Origin of the sequence: Allobosea sp. Leaf344, assembly GCF_001426225.1 — a bacterium.
Classification (GTDB): domain Bacteria; phylum Pseudomonadota; class Alphaproteobacteria; order Rhizobiales; family Beijerinckiaceae; genus Allobosea.
In genome coordinates, this window is the sequence record NZ_LMRT01000014.1 from 228,188 (window position 1) to 254,753 (window position 26,566).

The 26,566-nt window shown below is 69.2% G+C and carries 21 protein-coding genes; 11 read left to right on the forward strand and 10 right to left on the reverse strand.

The features are described 5' to 3' along the window. The first annotated feature begins 125 nt into the window (after positions 1 to 125). The 6 genes from ASG72_RS13050 to ASG72_RS13075 all read left to right on the forward strand — a co-directional run bounded on the left by ASG72_RS13050 (position 126) and on the right by ASG72_RS13075 (position 11,917). Complete coding sequence (locus ASG72_RS13050) at positions 126 to 875, forward strand: fumarylacetoacetate hydrolase family protein (protein ID WP_056712933.1); 750 nt, start codon at positions 126 to 128, stop codon at positions 873 to 875. A gap of 118 nt (positions 876 to 993) precedes the next feature. Beyond that, complete coding sequence (locus ASG72_RS13055) at positions 994 to 3,003, forward strand: autotransporter assembly complex family protein (protein WP_056712936.1); 2,010 nt, start codon at positions 994 to 996, stop codon at positions 3,001 to 3,003. Then, positions 3,003 to 7,319 carry a translocation/assembly module TamB domain-containing protein gene (locus ASG72_RS13060; RefSeq protein WP_056712938.1) on the forward strand — a complete coding sequence of 1,439 codons (4,317 nt, stop codon included), beginning with the start codon at positions 3,003 to 3,005 and terminating at the stop codon, positions 7,317 to 7,319. The genes ASG72_RS13055 and ASG72_RS13060 overlap by 1 nt, the downstream gene beginning before the upstream one ends. Positions 7,320 to 7,720: 401 nt before the next feature. Next, entirely contained in the window at positions 7,721 to 9,043 is a 1,323-nt protein-coding gene (locus tag ASG72_RS13065; protein WP_056712947.1) for a porin, read from the forward strand. A gap of 183 nt (positions 9,044 to 9,226) precedes the next feature. Next, entirely contained in the window at positions 9,227 to 11,584 is a 2,358-nt protein-coding gene (locus tag ASG72_RS21420; protein ID WP_156395952.1) for an OmpA family protein, read from the forward strand. Positions 11,585 to 11,593: 9 nt separating this feature from the next. Beyond that, complete coding sequence (locus ASG72_RS13075; RefSeq protein WP_056712951.1) at positions 11,594 to 11,917, forward strand: hypothetical protein; 324 nt, start codon at positions 11,594 to 11,596, stop codon at positions 11,915 to 11,917. A gap of 12 nt (positions 11,918 to 11,929) precedes the next feature. Here ASG72_RS13075 and ASG72_RS13080 read toward each other — a convergent pair whose 3' ends face one another. Further along, positions 11,930 to 12,823 carry an alpha/beta hydrolase gene (locus tag ASG72_RS13080; protein WP_056712953.1) on the reverse strand — a complete coding sequence of 298 codons (894 nt, stop codon included), beginning with the start codon at positions 12,821 to 12,823 and terminating at the stop codon, positions 11,930 to 11,932. A gap of 27 nt (positions 12,824 to 12,850) precedes the next feature. After that, the gene (locus ASG72_RS13085) at positions 12,851 to 14,947 is read right to left on the reverse strand and encodes a lytic transglycosylase domain-containing protein (RefSeq protein ID WP_056712955.1); all 2,097 of its coding nucleotides are present in this window, start codon (positions 14,945 to 14,947) and stop codon (positions 12,851 to 12,853) included. 169 nt (positions 14,948 to 15,116) lie between these two features. Here ASG72_RS13085 and dapA point away from each other — a divergent pair, with 169 nt between their 5' ends. From dapA to smpB, 3 genes are all read left to right on the forward strand, one after another. Continuing rightward, positions 15,117 to 16,010, forward strand: a complete 894-nt coding sequence (gene dapA / locus ASG72_RS13090; protein WP_056712956.1) for a 4-hydroxy-tetrahydrodipicolinate synthase — start codon at positions 15,117 to 15,119, stop codon at positions 16,008 to 16,010. Positions 16,011 to 16,073: 63 nt separating this feature from the next. Next, positions 16,074 to 16,721, forward strand: a complete 648-nt coding sequence (locus tag ASG72_RS13095; RefSeq protein WP_056714601.1) for an FMN-binding negative transcriptional regulator — start codon at positions 16,074 to 16,076, stop codon at positions 16,719 to 16,721. Continuing rightward, entirely contained in the window at positions 16,718 to 17,191 is a 474-nt protein-coding gene (smpB, locus tag ASG72_RS13100) for an SsrA-binding protein SmpB (RefSeq protein WP_056712957.1), read from the forward strand. The genes ASG72_RS13095 and smpB overlap by 4 nt, the downstream gene beginning before the upstream one ends. A gap of 143 nt (positions 17,192 to 17,334) precedes the next feature. On the opposite strand, the gene ASG72_RS13105 is transcribed toward smpB, so the two are convergent. From ASG72_RS13105 to lepB, 6 genes are all read right to left on the reverse strand, one after another. Further along, positions 17,335 to 18,084 (reverse strand): superoxide dismutase, encoded by a 750-nt coding sequence (locus tag ASG72_RS13105; RefSeq protein ID WP_082540324.1) that lies wholly within the window; start codon positions 18,082 to 18,084, stop codon positions 17,335 to 17,337. An 84-nt stretch (positions 18,085 to 18,168) separates the two neighbouring features. Then, positions 18,169 to 18,792 (reverse strand): NYN domain-containing protein, encoded by a 624-nt coding sequence (locus ASG72_RS13110; RefSeq protein WP_056714608.1) that lies wholly within the window; start codon positions 18,790 to 18,792, stop codon positions 18,169 to 18,171. A gap of 133 nt (positions 18,793 to 18,925) precedes the next feature. Then, positions 18,926 to 19,510 (reverse strand): orotate phosphoribosyltransferase, encoded by a 585-nt coding sequence (pyrE, locus tag ASG72_RS13115; RefSeq protein ID WP_056712958.1) that lies wholly within the window; start codon positions 19,508 to 19,510, stop codon positions 18,926 to 18,928. A 168-nt stretch (positions 19,511 to 19,678) separates the two neighbouring features. Next, positions 19,679 to 20,599, reverse strand: coding sequence for a GTPase Era (gene era / locus ASG72_RS13120; protein WP_056714611.1), 921 nt, complete (start codon positions 20,597 to 20,599; stop codon positions 19,679 to 19,681). Positions 20,600 to 20,624: 25 nt separating this feature from the next. Beyond that, positions 20,625 to 21,356 (reverse strand): ribonuclease III, encoded by a 732-nt coding sequence (rnc, locus tag ASG72_RS13125; RefSeq protein ID WP_244488794.1) that lies wholly within the window; start codon positions 21,354 to 21,356, stop codon positions 20,625 to 20,627. Next, positions 21,353 to 22,120 (reverse strand): signal peptidase I, encoded by a 768-nt coding sequence (gene lepB, locus ASG72_RS13130; protein WP_056712960.1) that lies wholly within the window; start codon positions 22,118 to 22,120, stop codon positions 21,353 to 21,355. The genes rnc and lepB overlap by 4 nt, the downstream gene beginning before the upstream one ends. A gap of 195 nt (positions 22,121 to 22,315) precedes the next feature. Here lepB and ASG72_RS13135 point away from each other — a divergent pair, with 195 nt between their 5' ends. Next, entirely contained in the window at positions 22,316 to 23,308 is a 993-nt protein-coding gene (locus ASG72_RS13135) for a histidine kinase dimerization/phosphoacceptor domain -containing protein (RefSeq protein ID WP_056712961.1), read from the forward strand. A 55-nt stretch (positions 23,309 to 23,363) separates the two neighbouring features. On the opposite strand, the gene acpS is transcribed toward ASG72_RS13135, so the two are convergent. Then, positions 23,364 to 23,771 carry a holo-ACP synthase gene (gene acpS / locus ASG72_RS13140; RefSeq protein WP_056712964.1) on the reverse strand — a complete coding sequence of 136 codons (408 nt, stop codon included), beginning with the start codon at positions 23,769 to 23,771 and terminating at the stop codon, positions 23,364 to 23,366. An 11-nt stretch (positions 23,772 to 23,782) separates the two neighbouring features. Continuing rightward, complete coding sequence (locus tag ASG72_RS13145) at positions 23,783 to 24,535, reverse strand: pyridoxine 5'-phosphate synthase (protein WP_056712966.1); 753 nt, start codon at positions 24,533 to 24,535, stop codon at positions 23,783 to 23,785. Between the two features lie 238 nt (positions 24,536 to 24,773). Between ASG72_RS13145 and ASG72_RS13150 the strand changes: the two genes are divergently transcribed. Next, positions 24,774 to 26,483: an ATP-binding protein gene (locus tag ASG72_RS13150; RefSeq protein ID WP_056712967.1), complete on the forward strand. Its 1,710-nt coding sequence runs from the start codon at positions 24,774 to 24,776 to the stop codon at positions 26,481 to 26,483. The last annotated feature ends 83 nt before the right edge of the window (positions 26,484 to 26,566 follow it).

The window sequence follows — 26,566 nt, forward strand, 5'->3', positions numbered from 1 at the left end:
TGGAAGGTTCCCAATGGAACCGGTAGTCGCGGGGAGAGCGGGCGCTGCTTGTCCCCGGCGGCACCAGCGCGTAGCAAGGACGGCATTCGCTCCGGCAGCGACGCCACCACCCCAGGGATGAGACGATGACCCCGACCGAGACCTTGCGCGACGCGCTGATCGCCTGCCGCCGCGAGCATCAGCTGATCGAGATGACGCGGCAGCCGGTGCCGGCCGGGCTGCAGGAGGGTCTCGCGATCCAGGCGGAGGTGGCGCGGGCGCTGGGCTATCGCGAGGCGGGCTGGAAGGTCGCCATCGCGGAGGATGGGACGCCGCTGGCCGGGCTGATGCCCGGCCCCTATCTCAAGCCGGGCGACGTCTATGAGGGGGCGATCGGCGCGGAGCTGCGGGTCGAGATCGAGATCGGCCTGCGGCTGGCGCGGGATGTGCCGATGCGGCCGGACCGCCCCTATGACCGCGCCGAATTGCTCGACCATTGCGAGGGGGCCTTTCTCGGCATCGAAATCGTCGAGAGCCGCTTCGCCAACTGGGTCGGCGCGCCGATGCCGCTCTGGCTCACCGATGCGATGGGCCATGGCGGATATGTGATCGGCCCCGATCTCGAGCGCGGGGTGCTCGACGACCTCTCCGGCCTCGGCTGCTTCATCGCGCTGAACGGGGTGACGCTGTACGACCAGCCGGCGGTGCACGGCAATGGCGATCCGATGGCGCCGTTCCTGGCCTGGGCGAACAGGAGGGTGGAGTTCATGGGCGGGCTGAAACAGGGCCAGATCGTGACCACGGGCAGCCTCTGCGGCGGCGTGCTGGCACCCGGAAAAGGCCAGGTGATCATCAGGTTATCGCCGCTCGGCACAGTAGAGCTGACCCTGCGTTAGAGAGTTTTGGGGTTCAGCCACGTCGTTCGACAGTGTATGCATGATGATCGAAGGGCCTCTCGGACAGCATCCGGAGGCCCGTCTGGTCGGTGCGGGTTGCGCGTTTGCGGGAGGATGAATGCGGGTGTGTCGAAGCTTGACCCGCGGCGCGGTGACCTGGAGCAGCCTGACGCTCGTCGCGCTCCTCGCCACGCAGCCCGCGGGGGCCCAGGGTTTCGACCTGTCCAGCCTGGACATCTTCGGCCTGTTCACCTCGCGTGAGCAGCCGCCCGCGCCGAGCGCCGCCGCCTTGCCCTATGCGCTCAGCTTCGATCTCGGCGACGCGGCCGATGCGAAATCGCTGACCGGGAAGCTCCAGGACGCGTCGCTGCTCTACCGGCTGCGCCAGGACCCGCCGCCGGATGGCGAGACGCTGGCGCGCCGGGTGGCGGCCGACATCAATCCGCTGATCGACGCTTTGTGGTCGCAGGGCTATTTCAACGCCGAGCTGGCGATCGCCATCGACGGCGTAGCGCTCCGGCCGGGCGAGGAGCCGGGCGCCGCGCTGGTGCGCCGGGCCGAAGCCTATCGGGCGAGAGGCGTCGTCCCGATCACGGTCAGGGTCGCGCCCGGACCGGTCTTCGCGCTGCGCAACGTCGCGGTGCTGGAGCAGGGGGTCGGCGCGCCGGCCATCGCCGATGCGCAGAAGGTCTCGCGGCTGAAGCCCGGCGATCCCGCGCTCTCGGCGTCCCTGCGGGCCGGGCGCGCCGCTCTGGTCGATCACCTGCGCAACCAGTCGCGCCCGCTCGCAAAAGTCGTCGACCTGCGGCCGGTGGTCGACCACGCCACGCGCAGCATGGACGTGACCTATGTCGTCGAGCCCGGTCCGATCGCCGGTTTCGGCGAGGTCTCGATCGGCGATACCGACGAGATCCCGGCGCCGGTGGTGCGCTCCTTCATCTATCTCGAGCCGGGCGATCCCTATTCGCCGAAGGCCATCGCCGATACGCGCAAATCGATCGCGACCCTGCCCGCGGTCGGCGGCGTCCGCATTCGCGAGGCCACGGCCCTCGACGCGGCGGGCAATCTGCCGATCTTCGTCGAGGTCACCGAGAGGCCGAAGCGCTTACTCGGCTTTTCCGCCCGCTATTCGACCATCGACGGGCCGCAGGTGAAGACCTATTGGGAGCATCGCAACCTGTTCGGCGGTGCGGAGCGGCTGCGGCTGGAGGCGGATGTCTTCTTCACCCCGCGCATCGACGGCACCAAGATCAAGGAGGTCGGCGATTTCGAGGAAACCGATCTCGGCGGGCGCTTCACCGTCAGCTTCCTGAAGCCGGCGCTGGGCGGCAGCCGCTTCGACTGGCTGCTCGATGCGACGGGCACGCGCGAGCGCGTCGGCACCACCCGCTATGGCGGCTACACCGCCCGCTACGCCAATCTGACCAGCGCCATCAGGCGGCGCTTCACCGACACCTTCTCGGTCCAGGCCGGCATCGAGGTGGAGCGCGGCCAGAGCAGTGACGTGCTGGGGCAGGTCGACTACACCCTGGTCGGCATCCCGCTGGCGCTGCGCTATGATTCCACCGATAGCCAGCTCGACCCGACCCGCGGCATCCGGACCACGGCCTCGGTGACGCCCTATCCCTCCTTCCTCGGCTCCTCCGTCGGCATCTTCCAGGCCAAGGCCCAGGCCTCGGCCTATTACGCGCTGGACGAGGATGCCCGCTATGTCCTGGCCGGGCGCATCGGCCTCGGCTCGATTTCGGGGGCGAGCCTGGACGAGATCCCCGCCACGAGGCGCTTCTATGCCGGCGGCGGCGGCTCGGTGCGCGGCTATGCCTATCGCACGCTGTCGCCGCTCGGCCCGCTGAACCAGCTCACCGGCGGGCGCAGCCTGTTCGAGGCCTCGGTGGAGGCGCGCATCAAGATCACCAACACGATCGGCGTGGTGCCCTTCTTCGATGCCGGCATGGCCTTCGATTCCGCCGTGCCGAACTTCAAGCAGCAGATGCAATACGCCGCAGGCCTCGGATTGCGCTATTACACCGGCATCGGCCCGATCAGGCTCGATGTCGCGGCGCCGCTCAATCCGCGCAAGGGCGACAAGCCGGTCGCGGTCTATATCAGCATCGGGCAGGCTTTCTGATGGTGTCGCGGTCGGGATTCTCGCGTCTGGCGCTGTTCGCCCTGCTGCTGCTGGCGGGGCTGGTCGCCTCTGCCAATTTCGGCGGCTTCGCGCAGAATGCCGAGACCGATCGCGGCGTCGTCGCCGATCTGATCTCGCGCGCCCTGTCCAGCGACAGCAGCCAGGTGGCGATCGGCGCCGTCGAGGGCGCGCTGTCCTCCGACGTCACCATCCGCGACATCGTGCTCTCCGACCGCGACGGCCCCTGGCTGCGGCTCGACCGCGCGCGGCTGATCTGGACGCGCACCGCGCTTCTGCGCCGCCGGCTCGAGGTCAACCGGCTCGAGATCGGCAGGCTCGAAATGCTGCGCCGCCCGGCGCCGCAGCCCGCGACGGTCGCGGCCGGCGCGCAGCCGATCCTGCCGGAGCTGCCGCTCAAGGTGATCGTCGAGGCGTTTCAGCTCTCCGAACTCGTGCTCGGCGCTCCGGTGCTCGGCGATCCCGCGAGGCTCACCGCCAATGGCGCGGCCACGCTCGGCCCGCCGGCCGAGGGCCTCGACCTCCGGCTGGAAGCGCGCCGGCTCGACCGGGCCGGCAGCGCCACGATCCGCCTCGGCTTCGTGCCGCAGAACACGCAGTTCCAGCTGATGGCGCGGATCGACGAGCCGGCCGGCGGCCTCGTCGCCAAGTTGGCCTCGCTCCCCGGCGAGCCGCCGGTGCAGCTCGACGTCAACGGCACCGGGCCGCTCGATTCCTTCCGCGCCGAGCTGAACTTCACCGCCGGCGACACCATTGGCGCCCGCGGCACCGCCACCCTGGGCCGCGCCGGCGCGGGCCGCGACCTCGCTCTGGCGCTCGATGCCCGCGTCGAGGGGCTGATGCCGGCTCCGATCGCCCCGGTCTTCGCCGGCTCGACGCGGCTCGACGGCGCGATCGGCTTCGCCGATGACGGCGCCATCGCGATCAGGCGCCTCGCGATGGTCTCCGCCCTGGCGCGGCTCGATGTCGGGGGGCGCTACGGCGCCGACAAGATGCTCGATCTGCGGATCACCGCCGCGGCCCTCCCCAATGCCGGGAGCAAGACGGTCGCTTCCGGCACGGAGATCGGCAAACTCGCCTTCGATGCGACGATCCAGGGCCCTGTCGCCGGGCCGCGCATCGTCGCCTCTCTCGATCTCGAGGATGGCCGCCTGCCGCTCGGGTCGCTCGGCAAACTGAACGCCAGCTTCACGGCGACCCCGACCGGAACGATCGGCGAGGCCGGCACCCGGATCGCGCTCGTCGCCGATGGCGAGGCGAGCGGCGTCTCGCTGACGGATCGCAGCCTGGCGCGGCTGGTCGGGGAGCGGGTGGTGTTCACCATGCGCGGCACCGCCAATGACGACGCCACGGCCGATTTCGAGACGCTGCGCCTCGCCATGTCCGGCGTCGCGCTGGACTATCGCGGCAAGCTCGGTCAGGCCCGGATCGCCGGACAGCTGAAGGCGCTGCTGCCCGATCTCTCGCGGCTCAGCGGGCTGGCCGGCCGGCCGCTGGGCGGCACGGCGGATGTGACGGCGGAGATCGACGCCACGCCGCGCAGCGACACCTATGCCGCGACCTTGAGTGGACGCGCCGACAGGCTGTCGACCGGCCAGGCCGAGATCGACCGCCTGCTCGCCGGCGAGCTGACGCTGGCGGGGCGCATCGGCGCCGCGGCCGGAGACGTCACCGTCAGCGGCCTGCGCGTCGCCGGGCGCCACGCCGCCTTCACCGCCGACGGCGCCCTGCGTGTCGAGCGCTCGGATCTGCGGCTGCAGCTGTCCCTGCCGGATCTGAAGCGCGCCGACCCCAGGCTCTCCGGCCGTGGCGAGGTCAGCGCCGTCATCACCGGGCCGCAGGACCGGCTGAACGCGCAGGCGCAGCTCGCCATCAGCAATGCCACCGCGCTCGGCCGGCCGATTCCGCGGCTGGCCATCGACGCGACGATCCGCGATCTGCAGGGCGCGCTGCAGACCGATGCGACGCTCGACGGCGAGATCGAGGGCAAGCCGGCCCGTGGCCGCGTCCAGCTCGCCAGGCTCCCCGGCGATGGCTGGGACCTGTCGACGCTGGATCTGACGATCGGCTCGGTGCGCCTGAACGGCGCGGTTTCGCTCGACGCGGCCGGGCTGGCCGCCGGGACGCTGGCCCTGGCCGCACGCAATCTCGACGACCTCTCGCCACTCGCGCTGACCCGGCTCGGCGGGCAGCTCGACGCCGAGGTCAAGCTGGCGAGGCCGGAAGGTCGCCAGGACGCGACCGTCACGGCCACTGGCGCCAGGCTCTCGGGACCCTCCGTCCGGATCGATAGGCTCGACACGCGGCTGGCGGCCCAGGATCTCTACCGGCGCCCGGTGGTCGATGGCACGCTGACGATCGATCGCGCGCTGATCGCGGGCGAAGCCGTCAGCGCCATCCGCTTCGCCTCCAGAGGCAATGCCGCCGCCAGCGAGTTCACGCTCAGCGCCGCGGCGCGCGGCTTCGCGCTGAACGGGGCAGGGCGCCTGGTGCCGGCGGAGCCGGTGCGGCTCGAGCTGACCGCCTTTGAGGCGCGGCGGGACGCCCGCCGCATCGCGCTGGACGGCCCGGCGACATTGTCCTTCCCGAGCGACGGCGTCTCCATCAGCGGGCTGGCGCTCGCCATCGAGCGCGGCCGGGTGACGCTGGACGGGCTGGTCGGCGACAGGCTCGACCTGCGCTTCGCAGCCCGCGACGTTCCGCTGTCGGCGGCGCGGATCTTCGCGCCCTCGCTCGACCTCGCGGGAACCCTGAACGCCCAGGCGACGATCGGCGGCACGGTCGCGGCCCCAACCGGGGAATGGACCCTGCGCATGGCCGGCGTCGCCTCCCGCGAGACCCGCAATGCCGGGCTGCCGCCGATCGCGGTGAGCGGCGACGGGCGCCTGTCGGGCGAGCGGACGAGCGTCGACCTGTCACTGAATGCCGGCAGCCGCGCCAATCTCACCTTGCGCGGCTCCGCCCCGCTGCAGGCCAATGGCGCGCTCGACCTCGCCATCCAGGGCCGGCTCGACGCTGCCATCGCCAACACCATGATCGCCGCGCGCGGCCAGCGGCTGACCGGCAGCGTCGCCATCGATCTGCGCGCCACGGGCGAGGTCGCGGCACCGCGGCTCAGCGGCGGCGCGACGCTGGCCAATGGCAGCTTTACCGACGCGCTCCAGGGCATCCGGCTGACGGGCATCGAGGCGCGGCTCGCCGCCAATGGCGATAATCTCAGCATCGAGCGCGCCTCGGCCCGCACCGCCAATGGCGGCACGCTCTCGGCCAGCGGGCAGATCAGGGTCGATCCCGCGGCGGGCTTCCCCGGGCAGCTGCGCATTAATGGCTCGCGCGCCCAGCTCGTCGCCAACGGCATCGTCACGGCCGTCGCCGATCTCGCGCTGGAGCTGTCGGGGCCGCTGGCGCGCAACCCCACCATCGGCGGGCGGATCGACGTCGTCTCGCTCGATGTCGCCGTACCGGACCGGCTTCCCGGTTCGCTCGAGCCGGTCCAGGGCATTCGCCATGTCCGGCCGACGCGCACCGCGGCCGCGCGCCTCGCCGACAAGCGCAAGACCAGCACCGCCGGCGCGACCCGCGGCCGCGCCCCGCCGCCCTTCAACGCGACGCTCGCCTTGGCGATCTCTGCGCCGAATCGCGTCTTCATCCGCGGCCGCGGCATCGATGCCGAGCTCGGCGGCCAGCTGCGCGTCGGCGGCACTTTGGCCAACCCCGCCGTCGACGGCGCCTTCGAACTGCGCCGCGGCCGCCTTTCGGTCGCGACCCAACGGCTCGACTTCACGCGCGGCCGGATCACTTTCACCGGAGCGGTGATCCCCGAGCTCGACTTCGTCGCCCAGACGCGGGCCGGCGACGTCACGGCCCAGATCCTGGTGACCGGCCCGGCCGACCAGCCTGGCTTCGCCTTCACCTCCCAGCCCGACCTGCCGCAGGACGAGGTGCTGTCGCGCATCCTCTTCTCGCGCGCCTCGGGGTCGCTGTCGCCGTTCCAGGCGCTGCAGCTCGCCCAGGCGGCGGCGCAATTCTCCGGTGCCGGCGGCGATGATTCCTTCGAGCGCCTGCGCCGCTCGCTCGGCGTCGACAATCTCGACATCCAGTTCGGGGAGGGCGGACCGACCGTCGGCGTCTCCCGCTATATCGGCAACAACGTCACGCTCGGCGTGAAGGCCGGCGCGCGGCCCGAGGATAGCGGCGTCTCGGTCGGCATCGATCTGACTCGCCGGCTCAAGCTGCAGGCCGAGACCGGCGTCGACGGCAGCGCGGCGGTCGGCCTCGGCGCCGAGTGGGAATACTGAGTCGCGCCCGACACGCCCGGCAGCACGGATTCGCGGCCGCTTTCCCCGTTTTCGCGCCGAGCCGGGCGCTCCGGTGCCGGTTTTCGGCCCGATCCGCGCCATGGTGGTAAACAGCCCGTAAATTTCGGGGTTCAAAGCGTGGCGTGGTTGCAACAGTGGGGTTCAAACCACCCCCTGAGGCCGCTCGGTGACATGATCTCGGTTGATCGGCAGTCCGGCATTCGTATGGTGAACCTGCGTCGGGACTTTCCCGGTCGCTGTTTTTCGTCTTCGCCTCTGAATGGTTCAGGGACGTGGGCGAAAGGCCGGGAAGAGGTTAGCCCGACGGACGGTCTCCTGGGATCGCCGCCGACCAGCAAGCCAAAGCCCGAGGGTCTCGAAACTCATTTTGGAGGTTACCAATGAAGCTCGTAAAGAGCCTCCTCCTCGGTTCCGCCGCCGGCTTCGCCGCGGTCGCCGGGGCACAGGCCGCTGATCTTCCCTCGCGGAAGGCCGCTCCGGTCGAATACGTTCGCGTTTGCTCCACCTATGGCGCAGGCTTCTTCTACATCCCGGGCACCCAGACCTGCCTCCGCGTCGGCGGTCGTATCCGCGCTGAGTACCTGGTCCAGGAGACGTTCGACGGCGTCGGTCTCGACACCTCCGACGGCTATGGCTTCCGCGCTCGTGGCCGTCTGAACATCGACGCCCGCACCGCGACCGCCTACGGCACGCTGCGCACCTTCATCCGCTTCGAGATGACCGTCTCGAACGGCTCCTACGGCCAGGGCGTGAACTCGACCGGCCCGCAGTTCGTCGCCGTTCGCGGTGGCGCCGGCGGCACCGTGTCGAACCTCGACAAGGGCTTCGTCCAGTTCGGTCCCGTCACCGCTGGTCGCGCTCAGTCGTTCTTCGACTTCTACGCCGACACCCACAACTACGGCCCGATCCGTGGTTCGGACATGACCTCCAACCTGTTGGCCTACACCGCCACCTTCGGTTCGGGCTTCTCGGCGACGATCTCGCTGGAAGACCGTTCGGAGCGCCAGGTTGTCGGCAACTTCGTCACGGGCGGCCAGACCTATCCTGACATCGTCGGTTCGTTGAACCTGACGCAGGGCTGGGGCTCGGCTCAGCTGTCGGGTGCCGTGTTCGAGCGCAATGGCCAGCTCGGCCAGGGCTTCGTCGGCGGCGCGTCGGACAAGACCGGCTACGCCATCCAGGGCGGCGTCAAGATCAACCTGCCCATGCTCGCCGCTGGCGACGAGCTCTGGCTGCAGGCTGCCTACACCGAGGGTGGCATCTCCTACCTCGGCTACGGCGGCGCCGGCGCCGGCTCGACCTGGGGTCCGAACTCGAACGTCGGCCGTCTGGCCTTCGTCAACTCGGATGCCAACGTCGACGTCAACGGTCGCACGATCCTGACGAAGGGCTACGCCCTGACCGCCGTCCTGCTCCACTACTGGACCCCCACGATCCGTCAGGCCGTGTATGGTTCGTACTCCGAGCTCGACTACGGCCGTGGCGTCTTCGTCGGCGGCGTCGCCAACCAGGACCCGAAGGAGTTCCGCATCGGTTCGAACCTCGTCTGGTCGCCGGTCTCCGGTCTCGACATCGGCGTCGAGGTTCTCTACGCCAAGGCTGAGGTCAAGACCCGCATCCAGGCTGCTGGCCGCCCGCTCGGCGTCCTGATCAAGTCGGACGACGCTCTGTCGGCCCGCCTGCGCATCCAGCGCGACTTCTGATCGGTCACACCCGATCACGTCGGAAAGCCCCGGGGAAACCCGGGGCTTTTTCTTTGCGCAAAGGCGTTGATGAGTGCCGGCGCGAGGTGTCATCCGCTTGACAGGGCAGGGGCATAGGGACTGTCCTGACATCGTGACGAAAGCGCCGGGGGGCGCCGTCGGAGACTGTCTCTGGGGGGTCGAATGCCGCAAACGACGCGTTGGCTCTGGGGTCTGGCGCCGTTGGCGCTGCTCTGGGCCGCGGGCAATCTCGTCATGGCGGACAGGATCGAGCAGGATCTCGCCCGGCGCGCCGTCTCCGCCGCGAGTGCCGTCGCCGGGACGGCACCCGGAGCCAAGCCGATCGTCGCGCGGATCATCGGCCGCGACATCGTCATATCGGGCGAGGCTCTCTCGGCCGACGGCGCGTCCCGTGCCATGGCGCAGCTTCGCTCCGAATTCGGGGTGAGGCGGGCGCTCGGCGGGCTGTCGCAGGTCGTGGCCCAGAAACCCTATAGCTGGTCGGCGACCCGCGAGGCGCAGGCCGTGGTGCTGAACGGCTTCGTCCCCGATGAGGCGACGGCGACGGCCAATGTCGCCGCCGCCACGGCGGCTCTTCCCGGCATCCGGATCGAGGATCGACAGAGCCTCGCCTTCGGCGCGCCCGACGGGTTTCCGGAGCTGACCCGCGCGCTGCTCGCCGAATTGCCGCGGCTGCAATCGGGCAAACTGGCGCTCGACGACGGTAAATTCTGCATCGAAGGGCAGGCGACGACCCCCGACGCCTTCCTGGCGCTCGAGACGGCCTCCTCCGCCATGGCGCAGCGCGGCTTCCAGCGCGTCGACTGCACCTTGCAGCCGCCTGTGCTGACGCCCTATCGCCTCGCGATCACGCATGATGCAGGCGGGGCGGTCGCCCTTAGCGGCTTCTATCCCGACGCGGCGACGCGCGACCGCATCGTCGAACTCGCCCGCGCCGCCTTCCCGCGGGCGACGGGCTTCACCGCCGAGCTCAAGCCGGCGCTCGGCGAACCTTCCGCCTTCCAGGCCAAGGTGGCCCGCGCCATCGGCGACCTCCAGCGACTTCGCAATGGCAAGGCCGAACTCCTTGGCGATGCTTATGTTCTCTCCGGTCAGGGGCCGGAGGAGTACGATGCCTGCCAGGCGCTGCGCCTGCTGATCGCGCAGATGGACGGGCCCGATTCCGTCGCCCAGGCGACGATCGCCTGCCCGGCCGCGCCGCCGCCTCTGCCGCCCATGCCGCCCTTGCCGGAGATCCCGGCGCTGATCCTGCCCGAAGCCGTGGCGCCGTCTCCCGCGCCGGCCCGGACGACGGCCGATCTGGTCCCGGCTCCGCCTTTGCCCGCGCCGCCGCCGGCGGAGATCGCCGTCCTGCCGCCGGTCCTGCCCGATCCGCCGCCGCCTCCGGCCCCGCCGGTCCCGCTGCGCTGGCGCGCCGAGAAGAGCGAGGCGGGGCTGGCGCTGAGCGGGCTCGCGCCGAGCGATGCGGCGCGCGAGGCGGTTCTGGCGGCCGCCGCCGCCTCGGCCGGTCCGGATGCCGCTCCGGCCTCGACCCTAGAGACGCGCGAAAATCTCGCCGAAACGCCCGATTACGGCGAGGCGACGCGCTTCGCGCTCTCGCTGCTGGCGCCGATGCGCCAGGGCACCGTCGCGATCGAGGCGGGCGAGCTGACCCTCTCCGGAACCGTGCCGGATCTGCCGGCGCTCAACCGGGTGCAGGCGCTGTTGGCCGGCCCGCGGCCGCAGGGGCTGTCGCTGAAGCTCGCCCCGGACGCGCTCACGGTCAGGCCCTACCAACTCGAGATCTCGACGGATAAGTCCGGGCTGAACCTGCAGGGCTACCTCCCGGACGAGCCGGCCCGCACCGATCTGAAGGCCGTGGTCGGAGCGACGCCCGAGCGGGGCAGGCTGGACGATCAGACGGCGCTGGTGCCCTCGGCGCCGCCGGGCTTCGCGGCCGCGACGCGGCTCGCCACGGAAAACCTGATGCGGCTCGATCTCGGCTCCGCCAGCGTCTCCGAAAAGGGCGTCACCCTGCGCGGGCTCACCTGCCGCGAGCTGATCAAGAGCGAGGTCGAGACCAGCGCCGCCACGGCGCGGGCCGCCGGCGTGCCGGTCGATGCGGCGATCGGCCTGCGCCAGACCGGCTGCGTGCTCGATCCGCCCAATACCTGCCAGAGGGAGCTCGACGATCTCACCCGCGAGAACAAGGTGCTGTTCGGCCAGGGCACCACGGTGGTGACGCTCGATGCCGTGACCGAACGCGTGATCGAGGCCGCGCATGCGATCCTCGGGAAATGCCCGCAGAGCCGCATCACGATCGAGGGCCATGCCAACCGCGACGGCGAGGCCCATGGCTTCGACAATCTCGATCTGTCGATGCGACGGGCGCTGCGGGTGCGCGACGAGCTGGTGAAGCGCGGCGTCGAAGCCAACCAGCTGGCCGTGCAGGGTTTCGGCGCGAAACGCCCGCTCGTCCCCTATGGCCTGCCCGAGGCGCGGGCGATGAACCGCCGTGTCCAGTTCACCGTCGCGAAATAGGAGAGAGCGATGCTGTATCTCGCGACGCAATTCGTCTGGTTCCTGATCGCGGCGGCGGCGCTCGGCCTGGCCATGGGCTGGATCAGCCATGATGGTGGCCGGCTCAGGCTCGCCGGGCCGCTCGTCCTGGTCCTGGCCGCACTCTGGGCCGCCGGTGGCGTGCTGAGCTGGACGCAGACGCTCAACGGCGTCGCGGCGCTCTGGGTCGAGAGCGCTCTGCTGTTCGCCGCCGTCTATGCCCTGGGTTGCACCCTGGGCAGCCTGGCGCGCGGCCGCGGAGCCCGCGACCCCGATGCGAGCGCCGGCAGAATGACTGGTCCAGGCGAGGTCTGATCCGCCCTCTTGTCAGGCCGCCAGTCGTTCGGCCCGGCTCACCAGCCTGCCGATCCGCTGGACCATCTCCTTGCTGCCGAGCACCGGCGCATGACCCTGCCCGGGCACGGTGTGGACCTGGCAGTCCGGATGGCGCTGCGCCATCTCCTGCAGCGTCGCCTCGGCGAGCAGATCGGAATTGGCGCCGCGGATGGCGAGCACCGGCACGCCGTTGAGCCCCGCGAAATAATTCCACAGCACCGGCAGCGGCGCTTCCAGATCCAGCTCTTCCAGCACCTTCATCAGATTGGGATCGTAATCCGGCACGATCCGGCCCTCGCGCTCCGTCCAGGTACGCCGCGCCATCATCTCCCATTCGCGGTCGCCGAAAGCGGAGAATTGCTGGTCCGAGAGGCGCTTCAGGATCTCGGCGCCCTCGGCGAAGCTGCGCGGCGTCGGCAGCTTGCCGACATAGCCCTTGATGCGCAGCAGCCCGCGCGCATCGATCACCGGGCCGACATCGTTGAGAACCGCCCCCTTGATCATCGCCGGCCGTGCGGCACCGAGCGCCATGGTCAGCAGCCCGCCGCGGGATGTGCCGATGAAGACGGCTTCGGCGATGCCCGCGGCCGTCAGCATCTGCATCACGTCGTCGAGCTCGACCCGGATATCGTAATTGCGCCAGTTGCCGTCGTAATCCGAGCGGCCGCGCCCGCGATAATCCAGCGCCAGAACCCGCCGCGGCTTCTCCGCATCCTGGGCGAAAGCGAGAGCGAGCTCATGGAAATCCGCCGATGTCCGCGCCAGTCCCGGCAGGCAGACCAGGGGCAGCGCCGGCCCGGCGAGCGGCCCGTAATCCCTGGCGTGGAGCTTCAGCCCGTCGCGGGCGCCGATATAGAACGATCTGAAGCCTGTGTCGGTGGTCATGCAGCGTCCCGGATGGCAGGCGACCAGTTACTCCCGCCGGCCGCCGCGCTTCAAGTCGTGATCGATCATATAGGCGGTGCGCTGGTCCAGCCTGTGACGGTAGACCTGCACGTTCTCCATCACCCGCTGCACGTAATTGCGCGTCTCGTAGAAGGGAATGCGCTCCACCCAATCGATCGCATCGACATCCGGCCGGCGCGGATCGCCATAGGCCGCGATCCATTTGCGGACATTGCCGGACCCGGCATTATAGGCGGCGAAGGTCAGGATATAGGATCCGCGCCATTCCTTGAGCAGATCGATCAGATGGGCCGCGCCCATCACCGCGGAATAGAGCGGGTCCCGCCCGAGCCTCGGCCAGTCGAAGGGCAGGCTGGCGCGCCTCGCGGTTTCCCGCGCCGTCGCCGGCATCATCTGCATCAGACCGCGCGCCCCGGCATGGGAGGTGGCGGTCGGGTCGAAGGCGCTCTCCTGCCTGGCGATGGCGTGGACGATGGCGCGCTCCATCGGGTCGCCGAGCACCGGGAAATCCGGCACGCCATTGGTCGGGAAGGCCGCCGCATCGAGCGGGAAGCCGCGCTGCAGCGCCTGTTTGCCGATCGCCAGCACCGCCCGCACATCGCCCTGCGCCTGGGCGATCTGGGCGATCGATTCCAGAGCCGGCGTGGTCTGCAGGCGCTGCGCCAGATCGGCCAGCATCTGCGCCGCCAATTGCCGCTCGCCGATGCGGTACAGCAGCTGGACGCCCTGATGGCCGGGCAGATGGCCGAGCGGCGAGACGTCGCTGCCGCGCAGCTGCAGGTTGCGCTCGCCGAGCCGGGCCAGAGCGAGCTGGCCGTAATAGGCGACGGGGTGTTCGCCGGCTTTGCGATAGGCGGCCAGCGCCTCGTCCTCGCGCCCCAGCGCCTCGAGCGCCCGCCCTTCCCAATAACCGATCCGCGCGACGGAGATCGGCGTCCGCGCCAGCTCGGCGGCGGCTCGGAAATGATCCAGCGCCAGCATCGGCGCATCGTGGAAGCGCAGGGCGATGAAGCCGGCATGCCATTCCGCGTCGATGCGGGAGGCTGAATCCTCCGCGCCATGCTCGGCCGCCACCGCATAGGCCAGAGCGATCTCGCCCTCGTCCAGGAGGTCGCGCGCGATCAGCCGGCGCTCCACCCACCAGCCGTCGCCATCGCCGAGCAGCGCCGGGTCGCGCGGCACAGAAGACAGCGCCTTGGCCGCTTCGGCGGGTTTGCCCTCGCGGCGTGCCTGCTGCGCCTTCAGCAGGGCATAGCCCGGTTCCTGATGCACCGCCGCCGGCAGGCTCGCGATCTGCGACGGCGCCAGCGGCCGCTTCGCCTTGGCGCTGGCGATCCGCGCCTGGGCGAGCTTGACGAAGTCGGGCGAGACGAGCGCGGCGTTGCGCAGCGCGGCGGCGGCATTGCCGCGGAAGATGAAGCGCTCGGCGCGCAGCTTATGATCCTCGCGCGTCAGCCCCGTCGGAAAACTCGCCAGCACCAGCCGTTCCAGCGGCGCGCCGAACGGATCCTGGACCCAGCTCTGCCGGATCAAGGCGAGGGCTTCGGCCGTCTCGCCCTTGGCCTGCAGCGCGAGCGCCAGCGCCACCCGCCCCGCCGGGCTGACCGGCTGGTGATCGGCGAAGAAGGCGCGCACCACCTCCGGGCCGCGCCGCTCGGCGACCAGCGCTTCCTCGGCGCGGCGGCGGAACAGCCCGATGGCGGGATAATCCGGATGGGCCTGCAGAAAGGCGTTCAGCCGCGCGAAGGGCACCGGGTTGGCGCCGGCCCTCAGCGCCGCCCATTCCAGCAGCGCCTGCGCGGCCGGGTTGTCGACGCCGCGCGCCAGCGCATCGCCCTCGGCCAGCGCGCCGCGCCGATAGGCCTCGATCGCGCCGCGGATCGGGCCGGGATCGACCGTCTCCAGCGATATGCGCGGGTCCGGCCCCTGCGACGTCGATGCCGTGGCCTCGATCGAAGATGCCGCGAGCTCGCTCGGATGTTCGCCCGCTTCCAGCGCGTTCGCCTCCGTGGCGAGCAGCGCGAGCGGCAGGGCCAGGCCGGCGAGGCGCAGGCTCAGACGGGTCGTGGAGGGTCGGCGCAGGCGCAAGGCGGTCGTGACCATGAAGGACTCCGGGCCGTGGGCTTCAAGGCTGCAATGGTCGGTCAAGCCTGTTAACGGAGCTTTAATCATGCAGGCAACCGCTTTTGATCAATTGCCGGCTTTGCCGCGGCTGCCCCAGAGGGTATGTGTCACTCCCCCTGCCTGATCCCGCGTCGAGGACGCCGCGCCCATGACCAAGCACACGCCCTTCACCGGCTCCATGCCCGCGCTGGTGACGCCGTTCAAAGGCGGCCGGATCGACGAGGAGAGCCTGCGCGCGCTGGTCGATTGGCAGATCGAGAGCGGCAGCACCGGGCTCGTGCCGGTCGGCACCACGGGGGAAAGCCCGACGCTCAGCCATGCCGAGCACAAGCAGGTGGTCGAGATCGTCGTCGCCCAGGCGAAGGGCCGCGTCCCGGTCATCGCCGGCGCCGGCTCCAACAACACCACCGAAGCGATCGAGCTCGCCGTGCATGCCGAGAAGGCCGGGGCCGAGGCCGTGCTGGTGGTGACGCCCTATTACAACAAGCCGACGCAGGAGGGCATGTACCAGCACTTCAAGGCGGTGAACGACGCGATCGGCATCCCGATCATCATCTACAACATCCCGCCGCGCTCGGTGGTCGACATGTCCGTCGAGACCATGGCCCGGCTCTACGAGCTGAAGAACATCGCCGGGGTCAAGGACGCGACCGCCAATCTCGCCCGCGTCTCGCAGCAGCGCCATGCCATGGGGCCGGATTTCATCCAGCTCTCGGGCGAGGACATGACGGCTTTGGCCTATATGGCGGCCGGCGGGCATGGCTGCATCTCGGTCGTCGCCAATGTCGCGCCAAGCCTCTGCGCCCAGTTGATGGCCGCCGTCGCGAAGGGCGATTACGCCGAGGCGCTGGCGCTGCAGGACCGGCTGGTGCCGCTCCATGACGCGATCTTCCGCGAGCCGGGGCTGGCGGGCGCCAAGCACGGCCTGTCCCTGCTCGGCCGCGTCCAGGAAGAGGTCCGCCTGCCGCTGCTGCCGGTGACGCCGGCCACCGGCAAGGTCATTCGCGAGGCGATGGTGTTCGCCGGCGTGTTGAATGCCTAGATAGAGCGGGGCAGCGGCGCGGATCCCGTCCGGCTCCCGCTTCCGCCGCCCTTGGAGACGACGATGTACGAGCCCAGCCATTTCAAGGTCGAGGATCGCGAGGCCCTGTACCAGGTCATCCGCGCGAACCCGCTGGCGACGCTCGTCACGGCGGGCGAAAGCGGGCTTCTGGCCAATCCCGTCCCCTTTGTGCTGCACGCCGAGCCGGGCGGGCAGGCGCTGCTGCGGGCCCATCTCGCGCGCCCCAATCCGCAATGGCGCGAAGTCGCGGCCGGCGCCGAGATCCTGCTCGTCTTCACCGGGGTCGAACGCTATGTGACGCCGGCCTGGTATGCCTCCAAGCGCGAGCATGGCAAGGTGGTGCCGACTTGGAATTATGTGACCGTGCAGGTGCGCGGGCCGGCCCGCATCGTCGAGGATCCCGCCTGGCTGCGCGCGCATCTCGACCAGCTGACCCGGCAGCAGGAGGCGCCGCGCGCCGAGCCCTGGGCCGTGTCCGATGCGCCGGAGCCTTTCGTGGCGGCGCAGATGCGCGGCATCGTCGGCATCGAGATCGAGATCGCCTCGCTGATCGGCAAGTTCAAGCTCAGCCAGAACCGGCAGGAGGCCGACAAGCGCGGCGTCTTCAACGGCTTGAGCGCCGACCCTGAATCGGAATCGCAGGCCATGGCCTCCCTCGTGAGGGCTCATGCGCTCGGCAACACAGCATGACAAAACCAGATCCAGACCGTTACAAGCTCGCCGCCGACAACCGCAAGGCGCGCTATAATTACGAGATCACCGAGACGCTCGAGGCCGGCATCGCCTTGCAGGGCACGGAGATCAAGTCGCTGCGCGGCGGCAAGGCGACGATCGGCGAGAGCTATGCCGGGCCGATGGGCACCGAGCTCTTCCTCTTCAACGCGCATATCCCGGAATATCTGGAGGCGAACCGCTTCAATCACGACGTCCGCCGCCCGCGCAAGCTGCTGCTGCATCGCCGCCAGATCAACAAGCTGATGGGGGCGATCCAGCGCGAGGGCTACACCGTGATCCCGCTGAAGGTCTATTTCAACGAGAAGGGCCGCGCCAAGGTCGAGCTCGGCCTCGGCCGCGGCAAGAAGCTGCACGACAAGCGCGAGACCGAGAAGACGCGCGACTGGAATCGCGACAAGGCGAGGATCATGAAGTCCGGCGGCTGAACGGCCGCCCGATCCGGCAGGCCTAAACCTGCGTCTCGAGCAATCCCGAAGCGTTCCGCGGCAGGAGCGAGACGGCCGCTGCGCGGCCGCCTCATGAAAACCGGTCGAGCGCGACCCGGCCTCGCCGGATCGCGCGGCGCGGCTCAGGCCATCGCCTTCTTGAAGTTCTCGTTGGCCTTGTCCCAGTTCACCACCTGCCACCAGGCGGTGAGATAGGCGGCGCGGCGGCTCTGGTGCTTGAGGTAATAGGCGTGCTCCCACACATCGACGCCGAGCACCGGCTTGGCGCCGAGTTCGAGCGGGGTGTCCTGGTTCGCCGTGCTGATGATCGCGATCTTCTTGTCCTTGTCGACCACGAGCCAGGCCCAGCCCGAGCCGAAACGGCCCATGGCGGCGGCGTTGAGCTTGGTGACCAGATCGGTGGTCGAGCCGATCGAGGCCTCCATGGCGCTGCGCAGCTCCGCCGAGGGCTGCTTGGCGCCGCCCGGGGTCATCAGATCCCAGAAGAAGCTGTGGTTCCAATGCCCGCCGACATTGTTGCGCACGCCGGTGCGGACGTTTTCGGGCACCGCGTTGAGATCGGCCAGCACGGTCTCGATCGGCGTGGTCTTCAGCCCGTCCCATTGCGCAACCAGCGCATTGGCGTTGGTGACATAGGCCTGATGATGGCCGCTATGGTGGATGCGCATCGTCGCGGTGTCGATATGCGGCTCCAGCGCCTCGTAGCCATAGCCCAGAGGCGGCAGGGTGAAGACCGGCGGAGCGGGCGGGGCGGCCGGCGCCGGAGCGGTGGTGGGGGCGGCGACCTGGGCGAGGCCGAGCCCGGGCCGGCCCAGAACGGTCAGGCCGGCGGTTCCGGCGGCGAGGCCGGTGATGAAGTTGCGACGAAGCATGATGTCCTCCCGATAGGCTTCTGATGATGCAGGTTGGTCCGGACGCGGCGACAGTCAAGGGCTGTCGTCGTCAGATGGCGCCCGTCAGATATCGGCGGGGTCGTCGCCCTGCCGGATGCCGTAGCGCCGCTCCAGCCCCGGATTGCCGGGGGTGAGGGGCGAGGCCGGCGGGCGCGGCGCGCGTTCGGAGGGGTCGCGGCCGATCTTCTGCATCAGATGCGACAGGTCGATGAACTCGTCGCATTGCCGGCGGAGATCGTCGGACACCATCGGCGGATTGGTCGAGATCGTCGAGACGACAGCGACCTTCACGCCCTTGCGCTGCACCGCTTCGACCAGCGGGCGGAAATCGCCATCGCCGGAGAACAGGTAGATCTGGTCGAGATGCGGGGCGAGTTCGAGCATCTCGATCGCCAGCTCGATATCCATATTGCCCTTGATCCGGCGGCGGCCACTGGCGTCGGTGAACTCTTTCGCCGCCTTGGTGATGACGCGGTAGCCATTATAGTCGAGCCAATCGACCAGTGGGCGGATCGAGGAATACTCTTCGCTCTCGATCAGGGTGGTGAAATAGAACGCACGGATCAGATTGCCGCGACCCTGAAATTCCTTCAGCAGGCGCCGGTAATCCATGTCGAAGCCGAGCTGCTTCGATGTGGCGTAAAGATTGGCTCCATCGATGAAGAGCGCGATTCGGGGATCGGCCATGGCCATGACTCCGGCTTAAAAAATTAGAAAGTGAAATACAGTTTTCGAGAATAGACGCGCGAACAATGTCGAATGAGAGTCCGGAGCCGGACGATGGTGTCGCAGATCGCGCCGCAGCCGGCGCGGCGAAACCTCAGGCGCCGAGCCCGCGGCTGCCCGGCTTGGTGGCGGGAATGGCGGCGAGCTCCGGCGGCAGCGCATCCGGCTGATAGGCCGGGATATCCATCGCCACCAGACTGACCAGCGGCACGCCGAGCTCGGCCTTGCCGCCGGACCGGTCGACCAGGCAGGCCGCCCCGAGGATCGTGCCGGGTTCGGCCGCGATCGAGGCCAGGCACTCGCGCGAGGACAGGCCGGTGGTGACGATATCCTCGACCATCACGACGCGCGCGCCGGCCGGGATGGCGAAGCCGCGGCGCAGCTTGAATTGGCCGTCCTCGCGCTCGACGAAGATCGCCTTGGCGCCGAGGTGACGGGCGGTCTCATAGCCCGGCACGATGCCGCCGACGGCGGGGGAGACGACGTAGTCGACGGCGCCGAAACGGGCCTGGATCTTCTGCGCCAGCGCCCGGCACAGCCTCTCGGTGCGCACCGGATCCTGGAAGATGAACATTTTCTGCAGGAAGATCGGGCTGCGCAGCCCCGAAGACAGGATGAAATGCCCTTCGAGCAGGGCGCCGGCATCGCGGAACTCGGCCAGAACTTCAGCGTCGGTCATGGCGGGGCTCCTCTGCCGTCGGATTGCTGCGGCCGTCTTTGCTCGGAAAAGCGCGCGGCGCAAGCGTCGTCGTCGCCAGCCTGTTGACGACCATGCCGGCGGGCGCTCGCACCGCCTCCGGCTCACCCCGGAGGGGATGCGGGCCGCCGTTCCGGCCGGCAGCGACGCTCAGCCCTTGGGAAATTCCAGCCCCATCTCGCGGTAGCGCTCGGGATCGTCGCTCCAGTTCTCGCGGACCTTCACGAACAGGAAGAGATGGACCTTTGCCTCGGCCGCCTCGGCGATCTCGATGCGGGCCTTCTGGCCGATCGCCTTGATCGTCTGTCCGCCTTCGCCGAGCACGATCTTGCGCTGGCCCTCGCGCTCCACATAGATCGTCTGCTCGATCCGCACCGAGCCGTCCGGGCGCTGCTGCCATTGCTCGGTCTCGACCGTCGAGCGATAGGGCAGCTCGTCATGCAGCCGCTCGAAGATCTTTTCCCGCGTGATCTCGGCCGCCAGGAAGCGCAAGGGCGCGTCGGAGATCTGGTCCTCCGGGTAGAGCCAGGGGCCGAGCGGCAGCCGCGTCTCCAGCCAGCTCATGATGTCCTTGACGCCGTAGCCGGTCAGCGCCGCGATCATGAAGGTCGCCTCGAACCGGCCCCGCGCATTCACCTTCGTCGTGATCTCGAGCAGTTTTTCCTTCGCCACCGTGTCGATCTTGTTGAGGATCAGGAATTTTGGCTGCTTCAGCTCCGCCAGCTTCTCGAGCAGGCGGGTGTTCTCCTCGGTGTCGTAGCGCTCGACATCGATCAGCACGCCGATCAGATCGGCATCCGTGGCGCCGCCCCAGGCACTGGTGACCATCGCCCGGTCCAGCCGGCGCTTGGGCTGGAAGATCCCGGGCGTATCAACGAAGATCACCTGCGCCGGCCCCGACAGCGCGATGCCGCGCACCTGGGTGCGCGTGGTCTGCACCTTGCGCGAGACGATCGAGACCTTGGCGCCGACGAGCTGGTTCAGCAGCGTCGACTTGCCGGCGTTGGGCGCGCCGATCAGCGCCACGAAACCGCAGCGCGTCGGCCCCCGCCGCTCCGGCTCACCCTGCATCCCGGCTTCCGGCACGGTCTTGGCCTCAGCCATGGTCGCTCTCCATCGTTTCGCTCCACAGGCCTTCCCGTCTCAGGAAGGCCTCGGCCGCCGCCTGTTCGGCCAGGCGCTTCGAGCGGCCATCGGCCTCGGCATCGGCGAGCCCGCTGATCCGTGCCGCCACCCTGAACAGCGGCGCGTGATCGGGGCCCGAGCGGCCGCGCTCGCTATAGGTCGGCGTCGCGTAACCCTGGCCCTGCGCCCATTCCTGCAACGCGGTCTTGGCGTCGCGCAACGGCTTGGGCGGCTTGGCCAGGCGCTCGCCGAAGCCGCGCTCGACCAGAGCCCGCGCCGCCTCATAGCCGCCATCGATGAAGACGGCGCCGATGATCGCCTCGCATGCATCGGCGAGGATAGCACGGTTCTTGCGAGCCCCGCCGAGGATTTCGCCTTCGCCGAGCCGCATGAAGGCGCCGAGATCCCAGGCCTGCGCCACCTCCGCACAGGTCTCCTTGCGCACCAGATCGGCCAGGCGGCGCGACATGTCGCCTTCGACGGCCTGCGGAAAGCGCGCGAACAGCATGTCGGCGACGCTCAGCCCGAGCACCCGGTCGCCCAGGAATTCCAGCCTCTGATAGCTGCCGAGGCGGGAGCCTTCCGCGCTCATATGGGTGAGGGCGGTGGTGAGAAGCCCGCGATCGGCGAAGCGATGGCCGAGCGTCCTTTCGAGCCGCGCCAGATCCGGCGCCTTGCGCCCGCTCTCGACAGGCTTTGTCACTTGATCCCGCTGAACAGGCGATTCCACCTGACCGACCAGGGCCATTCCCAGACGCGCCAGGCGGAGGCGCCTTCCTCGATCGAGAAGAAGATCAGCTCGGCGCGGCCGACGAAATTCTCGAAGGGCACGTAGCCGACGCTGCGATCCCGGGAATCCAGCGAATTGTCGCGATTATCGCCCATCATGAAGAAATGGCCTTCCGGCACCTGGAACACCACGGTGTTGTCGAAGGTGCCGTTGTCGCCTTCCCGCTCGATGATCTCGTGGCTGACGCCATTGGGCAGCGTCTCGCGGTAATGCGCGACGGAGGAGGCCCGGCCCCAGCTGTCGGTGGTGACGTAGTCGGCGATGCGCTCGCGCTTCACCGGCTGGTTGTTGATGTGCAGGATGCCGTCGATCATCTGGATGCGGTCGCCCGGCAGGCCGATGACGCGCTTGATGTAATCGGTCGAATTATCGGTCGGCAGCTTGAACACCGCGATGTCGCCGCGCTTCGGTTCCGCCGCCCAGACGCGGCCGGAGAAAAGCGGCGGGCTGAACGGAACCGAATGCTTGGAGTAGCCGTAGGTGTATTTCGAAACGAACAGGTAGTCGCCGATCAGCAGGGTCGGAATCAGAGACCCGGAGGGGATGTTGAAAGGCTGGAACAGCAATGTGCGGATCACCAGCGCGATGAGCAGGGCCTGGACGACGACCTTGATCGTCTCGAGAACGCCACCTTCCTCCTTGGCCTGCTTGCTCTTGATCTCGGCGTCTTTGGCCACGCGGGCGCTCCTGTTTCGGACAGCAGAGCGCGGTCTAGCTGAATGTCGCAGCTTGGACAACGCCGACGCCGCAACGGCCGCTACCGCAATTCCGGGGGCGACAGCCGCGCCATCCCATGCTTCAAGCCTGTCCGTCCCGGTTCGGCAACCCCGCCGGCCGCTCCACCCGATCGCTGACGATTGCTTCCGCGCCGCATGACATTCTTCCCTACCGAACCGCCTGCGACCATTCCCGGCCGAAAGGGGCTGGCGCTCGCCCTCGGCACCTTCGCGGTGGCGCTGGGCCTGCGCATGGTGCTGGACGGCTCGCTGCCCTCCGGCTTTCCCTATCTCACCTTCTTTCCGGCCGTCATCATCACCGCCTTCTTCGGCGGCGTCGGCGCCGGCAGCCTGTGCGCGCTGCTCTGCGGACTCGCGGCCTGGTACTGGTTCATCCCGCCCGCCGGCTTCGCGCTCACCGGATCGAGCGCGCTGGCGCTCGGCTTCTATGTCTTCATCGTCACGGTCGATATCGGCCTGATCTACCTGATGCACCGGGCGATGCAGCGCCTGCGCGCCGAGCAGGCGGTGTCCTCCGCTCTGGCCGAGCAGCAGCGCACCATGTTCGAGGAGCTGCAGCACCGGGTCTCGAACAACCTCGCCTTCATCGCCAGCCTGCTCAACATGTCCCGCCGCCGTATCGCCGGCGATCCCGCCGCCGCTCCGGTGGTGATCGACGAGGCGCGAGCGCGGATCGAGACCATGGCCCGCATCCACCGCCGCCTGCACGATCCCAACAGCGTCGATGTCCCGGTTGAGCGCTATCTCGTCGAGATGTGCAGCGATGTCCTGGCCATCGCCGGCGTGCGCCACGTCACCTGCGTCGTCTCGGCACCGGAGATCACGCTCGACATCCGCAAGCTGACCACGCTGTCGCATTTCGTGGCGGAGGTGCTGACCAATTCGCTCAAGCACGCTTTTCCCGATGGGCGGAGCGGCGAGGTCCGGATCTCGCTGACGCGCCAGGGCGACGATCTCGTCCTGGTCATCGCCGATGACGGGGTCGGCCTCGGCCCCGCGCTGGACGAGCAGGATGGCCACGGCATCGGCATGCGCATCATGAAGTCGCTGGCCGCCCATCTGCGCGGCGAATGGACCGTGTCCTCGGAGCGGGGCGTGACGACGCGGCTGGTCTTTCCGGCGCAATAGCGGCCTGGAACCCCTCGACGGCGCCGTACCGCTCGGGAATTGGCGTGCCGCGGTCTCAGAGGGTCGCGACGGGCCGGGCCTCGATCACCACGAAGGCCTGCGCCAGCGGCGGATCATCCGTCAGCGACACATGCACGAAGGCCTCGAAACCGGGCGGCAGCATCGCGGCCAGCCTGAGGGCGGCCCCGCCGGTCAGGCGCATCGTCGGCTGTCCGCCGGGCAGGTTCACCACCTCCATGTCGCGCCAGAAGACGCCGCCGCGCATCCCCGTGCCGAGAGCTTTCGAACAGGCCTCCTTGGCCGCGAAACGCCGGGCATAGGAGGGCGCGCGCGAGGCCCGCCGGTCAGATTTGGCACGCTCGCCCTCGGTGAAGACGCGCTGGGTGAAGCGCTCGCCGAAGCGTTCGAGCGATTTCTCGATGCGGCGGATGTCGCAGAGGTCGGAGCCGATGCCGAGGATCATGGATCTCGGCTTTAAGCCAGGCCCCGGCCTTCGTCCATCGCGCGGCGCATCGTCGCGATCGCCTGCTCCAGCCCGACGAAGATCGCCTCGCCGATCAGGAAATGCCCGATATTGAACTCGACGAAGGGCTCGATGGCGGCGAGCGTCCGGGCGCTGTCGAAATCCAGCCCGTGCCCGGCATGGACCTCGATGCCGAGCGAGGCCGCATAGGCCGCGCCTGTCGCCAGCCGCTCGAATTCGGCGGCCGCCTTCCGCTGCTCGCCATCGGCCAGCGCATGGCACCAGCTGCCGGTATGCAGCTCGACCACCGGCGCGCCGAGCTTCGCCGCCATGGCGATCGGCGCCTCGTCGGCCTCGATGAACAGCGAGACGCGGCAGCCCGCCGCCTTCAGCCGGGCGATCTGCGGGCGCAGCGCCGCCTCCTGGCCGACGACGTCGAGCCCGCCCTCGGTCGTCCGCTCCTCGCGCTTTTCCGGCACCAGACAGGCCGCATGCGGCTTCAGCCTCTCGGCGAGGCCGACCATCTCGTCGGTCGCGGCCATCTCGAAATTCAGCGGCTTCGTCAGCTCCGCGGCGAGGCGGGCCATGTCGGCGTCGCGGATATGGCGCCGGTCCTCGCGCAGATGCGCGGTGATCCCGTCGGCCCCGGCGGCGATCGCCAGCCTGGCCGCGCGGACCGGATCGGGCAGGGCGCCGCCGCGGGCGTTGCGCACCGTCGCGACGTGATCGATGTTCACGCCCAGCCTCAGTCGGTTCTTCGCCATCGCCGCCACCTCTTTGCCCCTGCATAGCGGGGCGGGCGGGGCGGCTCAAGGCAGGCTCTGTGATTGCAAGCACGCGCCGCGTTGATGGATGATGCGGACAATGCGCCAAGACCCGTTCTTCGCTTGGTAACCGCGTTTCCAGTTGGCGCCACCCGACGGTGCGGCGATAGGCAATCGTCAAGGACCGGCTCCTAGGGTCGTGGCTGAATTCCGTGCGTCAAGAGAGGCAGAGACCGCTGTGCAGCTGGCAGTGAAACCCGGACAGTTCGAGGCCGATCTGCAGCCCGAGCGGCGATCGGTCTTCCAGCCGCCGGACCGCATGCTCGGTCGCGTCATCGCCTGCGACGGCTCGCGCGCGACGATCGCGAGCAGCATCGACAGCAACGCCTTCCAGGGTCCCGAAACCTGGACGATCGGACGGCTGATCTCGATCAATCTCGGAACCACGCGCATCGTCTGCCTCGTCTACGAGATGAAGGCGACGCAGGAGCATTGGAGCGAGACCGGCCCCAATCCGGTGCATGTCCAGGTCGAATTGCTGGGCGAGGTCTCGGAGAGTCCGGGCCAGCCGCCGCGATTCCGCAGCGGCATCGGCGTCTACCCCTCGGTCGGCGCGCCGGCCCACCGGATCCGCGCCGAGGATCTGACCCTGGTTCACGATCTCGGCCTGCGCGAGGCCGTGACCATCGGCCATCTCACCCAGGACGAGTCGATCCCGGCCACGGTCTGCATCGGCGACATGCTCTCCCGGCACTTCGCCATCCTCGGCACCACGGGCGTCGGCAAATCGAGCGCCGTGTCGCTGCTGCTGCGCAAATGCGTGGCGTCGCGGGCGCGGCTGCGCGTGCTGATCCTCGACCCGCACAATGAATACGCCAACGCCTTTCCCGATCGCGCCGTCACCATCGATGCCGACAGCGTCGATCTGCCCTTCTGGATGTTCAAGCTCGAGGAACTGGCGGATGTCGTGTTCCGCGGCCGCGATGCGCTGGCCGACGAGGCCGACATCCTGCGCGAGGTCGTCTACTCCGCGCGCGCCCGCTATCGCGCCCCGGCCGGGCAGTTCTCTTCGCGCGATCTCGGCGCCTCGCTGCTCAAGCGCCCGCTCGATGGCGCGCGCGACGGCGTGACGGAGCCGGCCACCGCCAGCAGCGTCGATGCGCCCACCCCCTACCGGATGAAGGATGTCTTCGCCGTCCTCGATGAGCTCATCGGCCTGCACGAGCAGCGTTGGCCGCGCGCCTCGCTGCGCTCGCTCAAGGTGCGGCTCGAAGCGCTCCATGCCGATCCGCGCTATCGTTTCATGTTCGCCCGCGCCAACATGATCGAGACCATGGGGCCGATCGTCTCCCAGCTCTTCCGCGTGCCCGATCACGGCCGCCCGATCACGGTGTTCCAGCTCGGCGGGCTGCCCTCCGAGGTCGTCAACGCCGCCGCTTCCGTGCTGTCGCGGCTCGCCTTCGATCTCGCCGTCGCCAGCCAGGGCGCCTATGAGGTGCTGGTGCTCTGCGAGGAGGCGCATCGCTACGTCCCGGCCAACCCGGAGCTCGGCTTCGCCCCGACGCGCCAGGCGATTGCGCGCATCGCCAAGGAGGGCCGCAAATACGGCGCCTATCTCGGCGTCGTCACGCAGCGGCCGGGCGAGCTCGATGCGACCATCCTGTCGCAATGCTCCACCGTCTTCGCGATGCGCCTCGCCAATGAGCGCGACCAGCAGATCATCCGCTCGGCCATCGCCGACGCTTCGGCAAGCACCATCAACTTCCTCTCCTCGATCGGCAACCGCGAGGCCATCGCCTTCGGCGAGGGCGTGGCGACGACGATGCGGCTGCGCTTCTCCGAGCTGAAGCCGCATGAGCTGCCGTCGATGGCGGTGGTGGAGCGCAAGGATGGCCTGTGGCGGGGCGAGCCGAACCTGGACGAGATCATCCGGCGGATGCGGGGCTGAGGCTTCAGCAAAATCTTGCATTGCCCGGTCATAGCCTGTATGGCCGGGCAACAACTTCCCTGCATCGCCGAGATCAGAAGGAG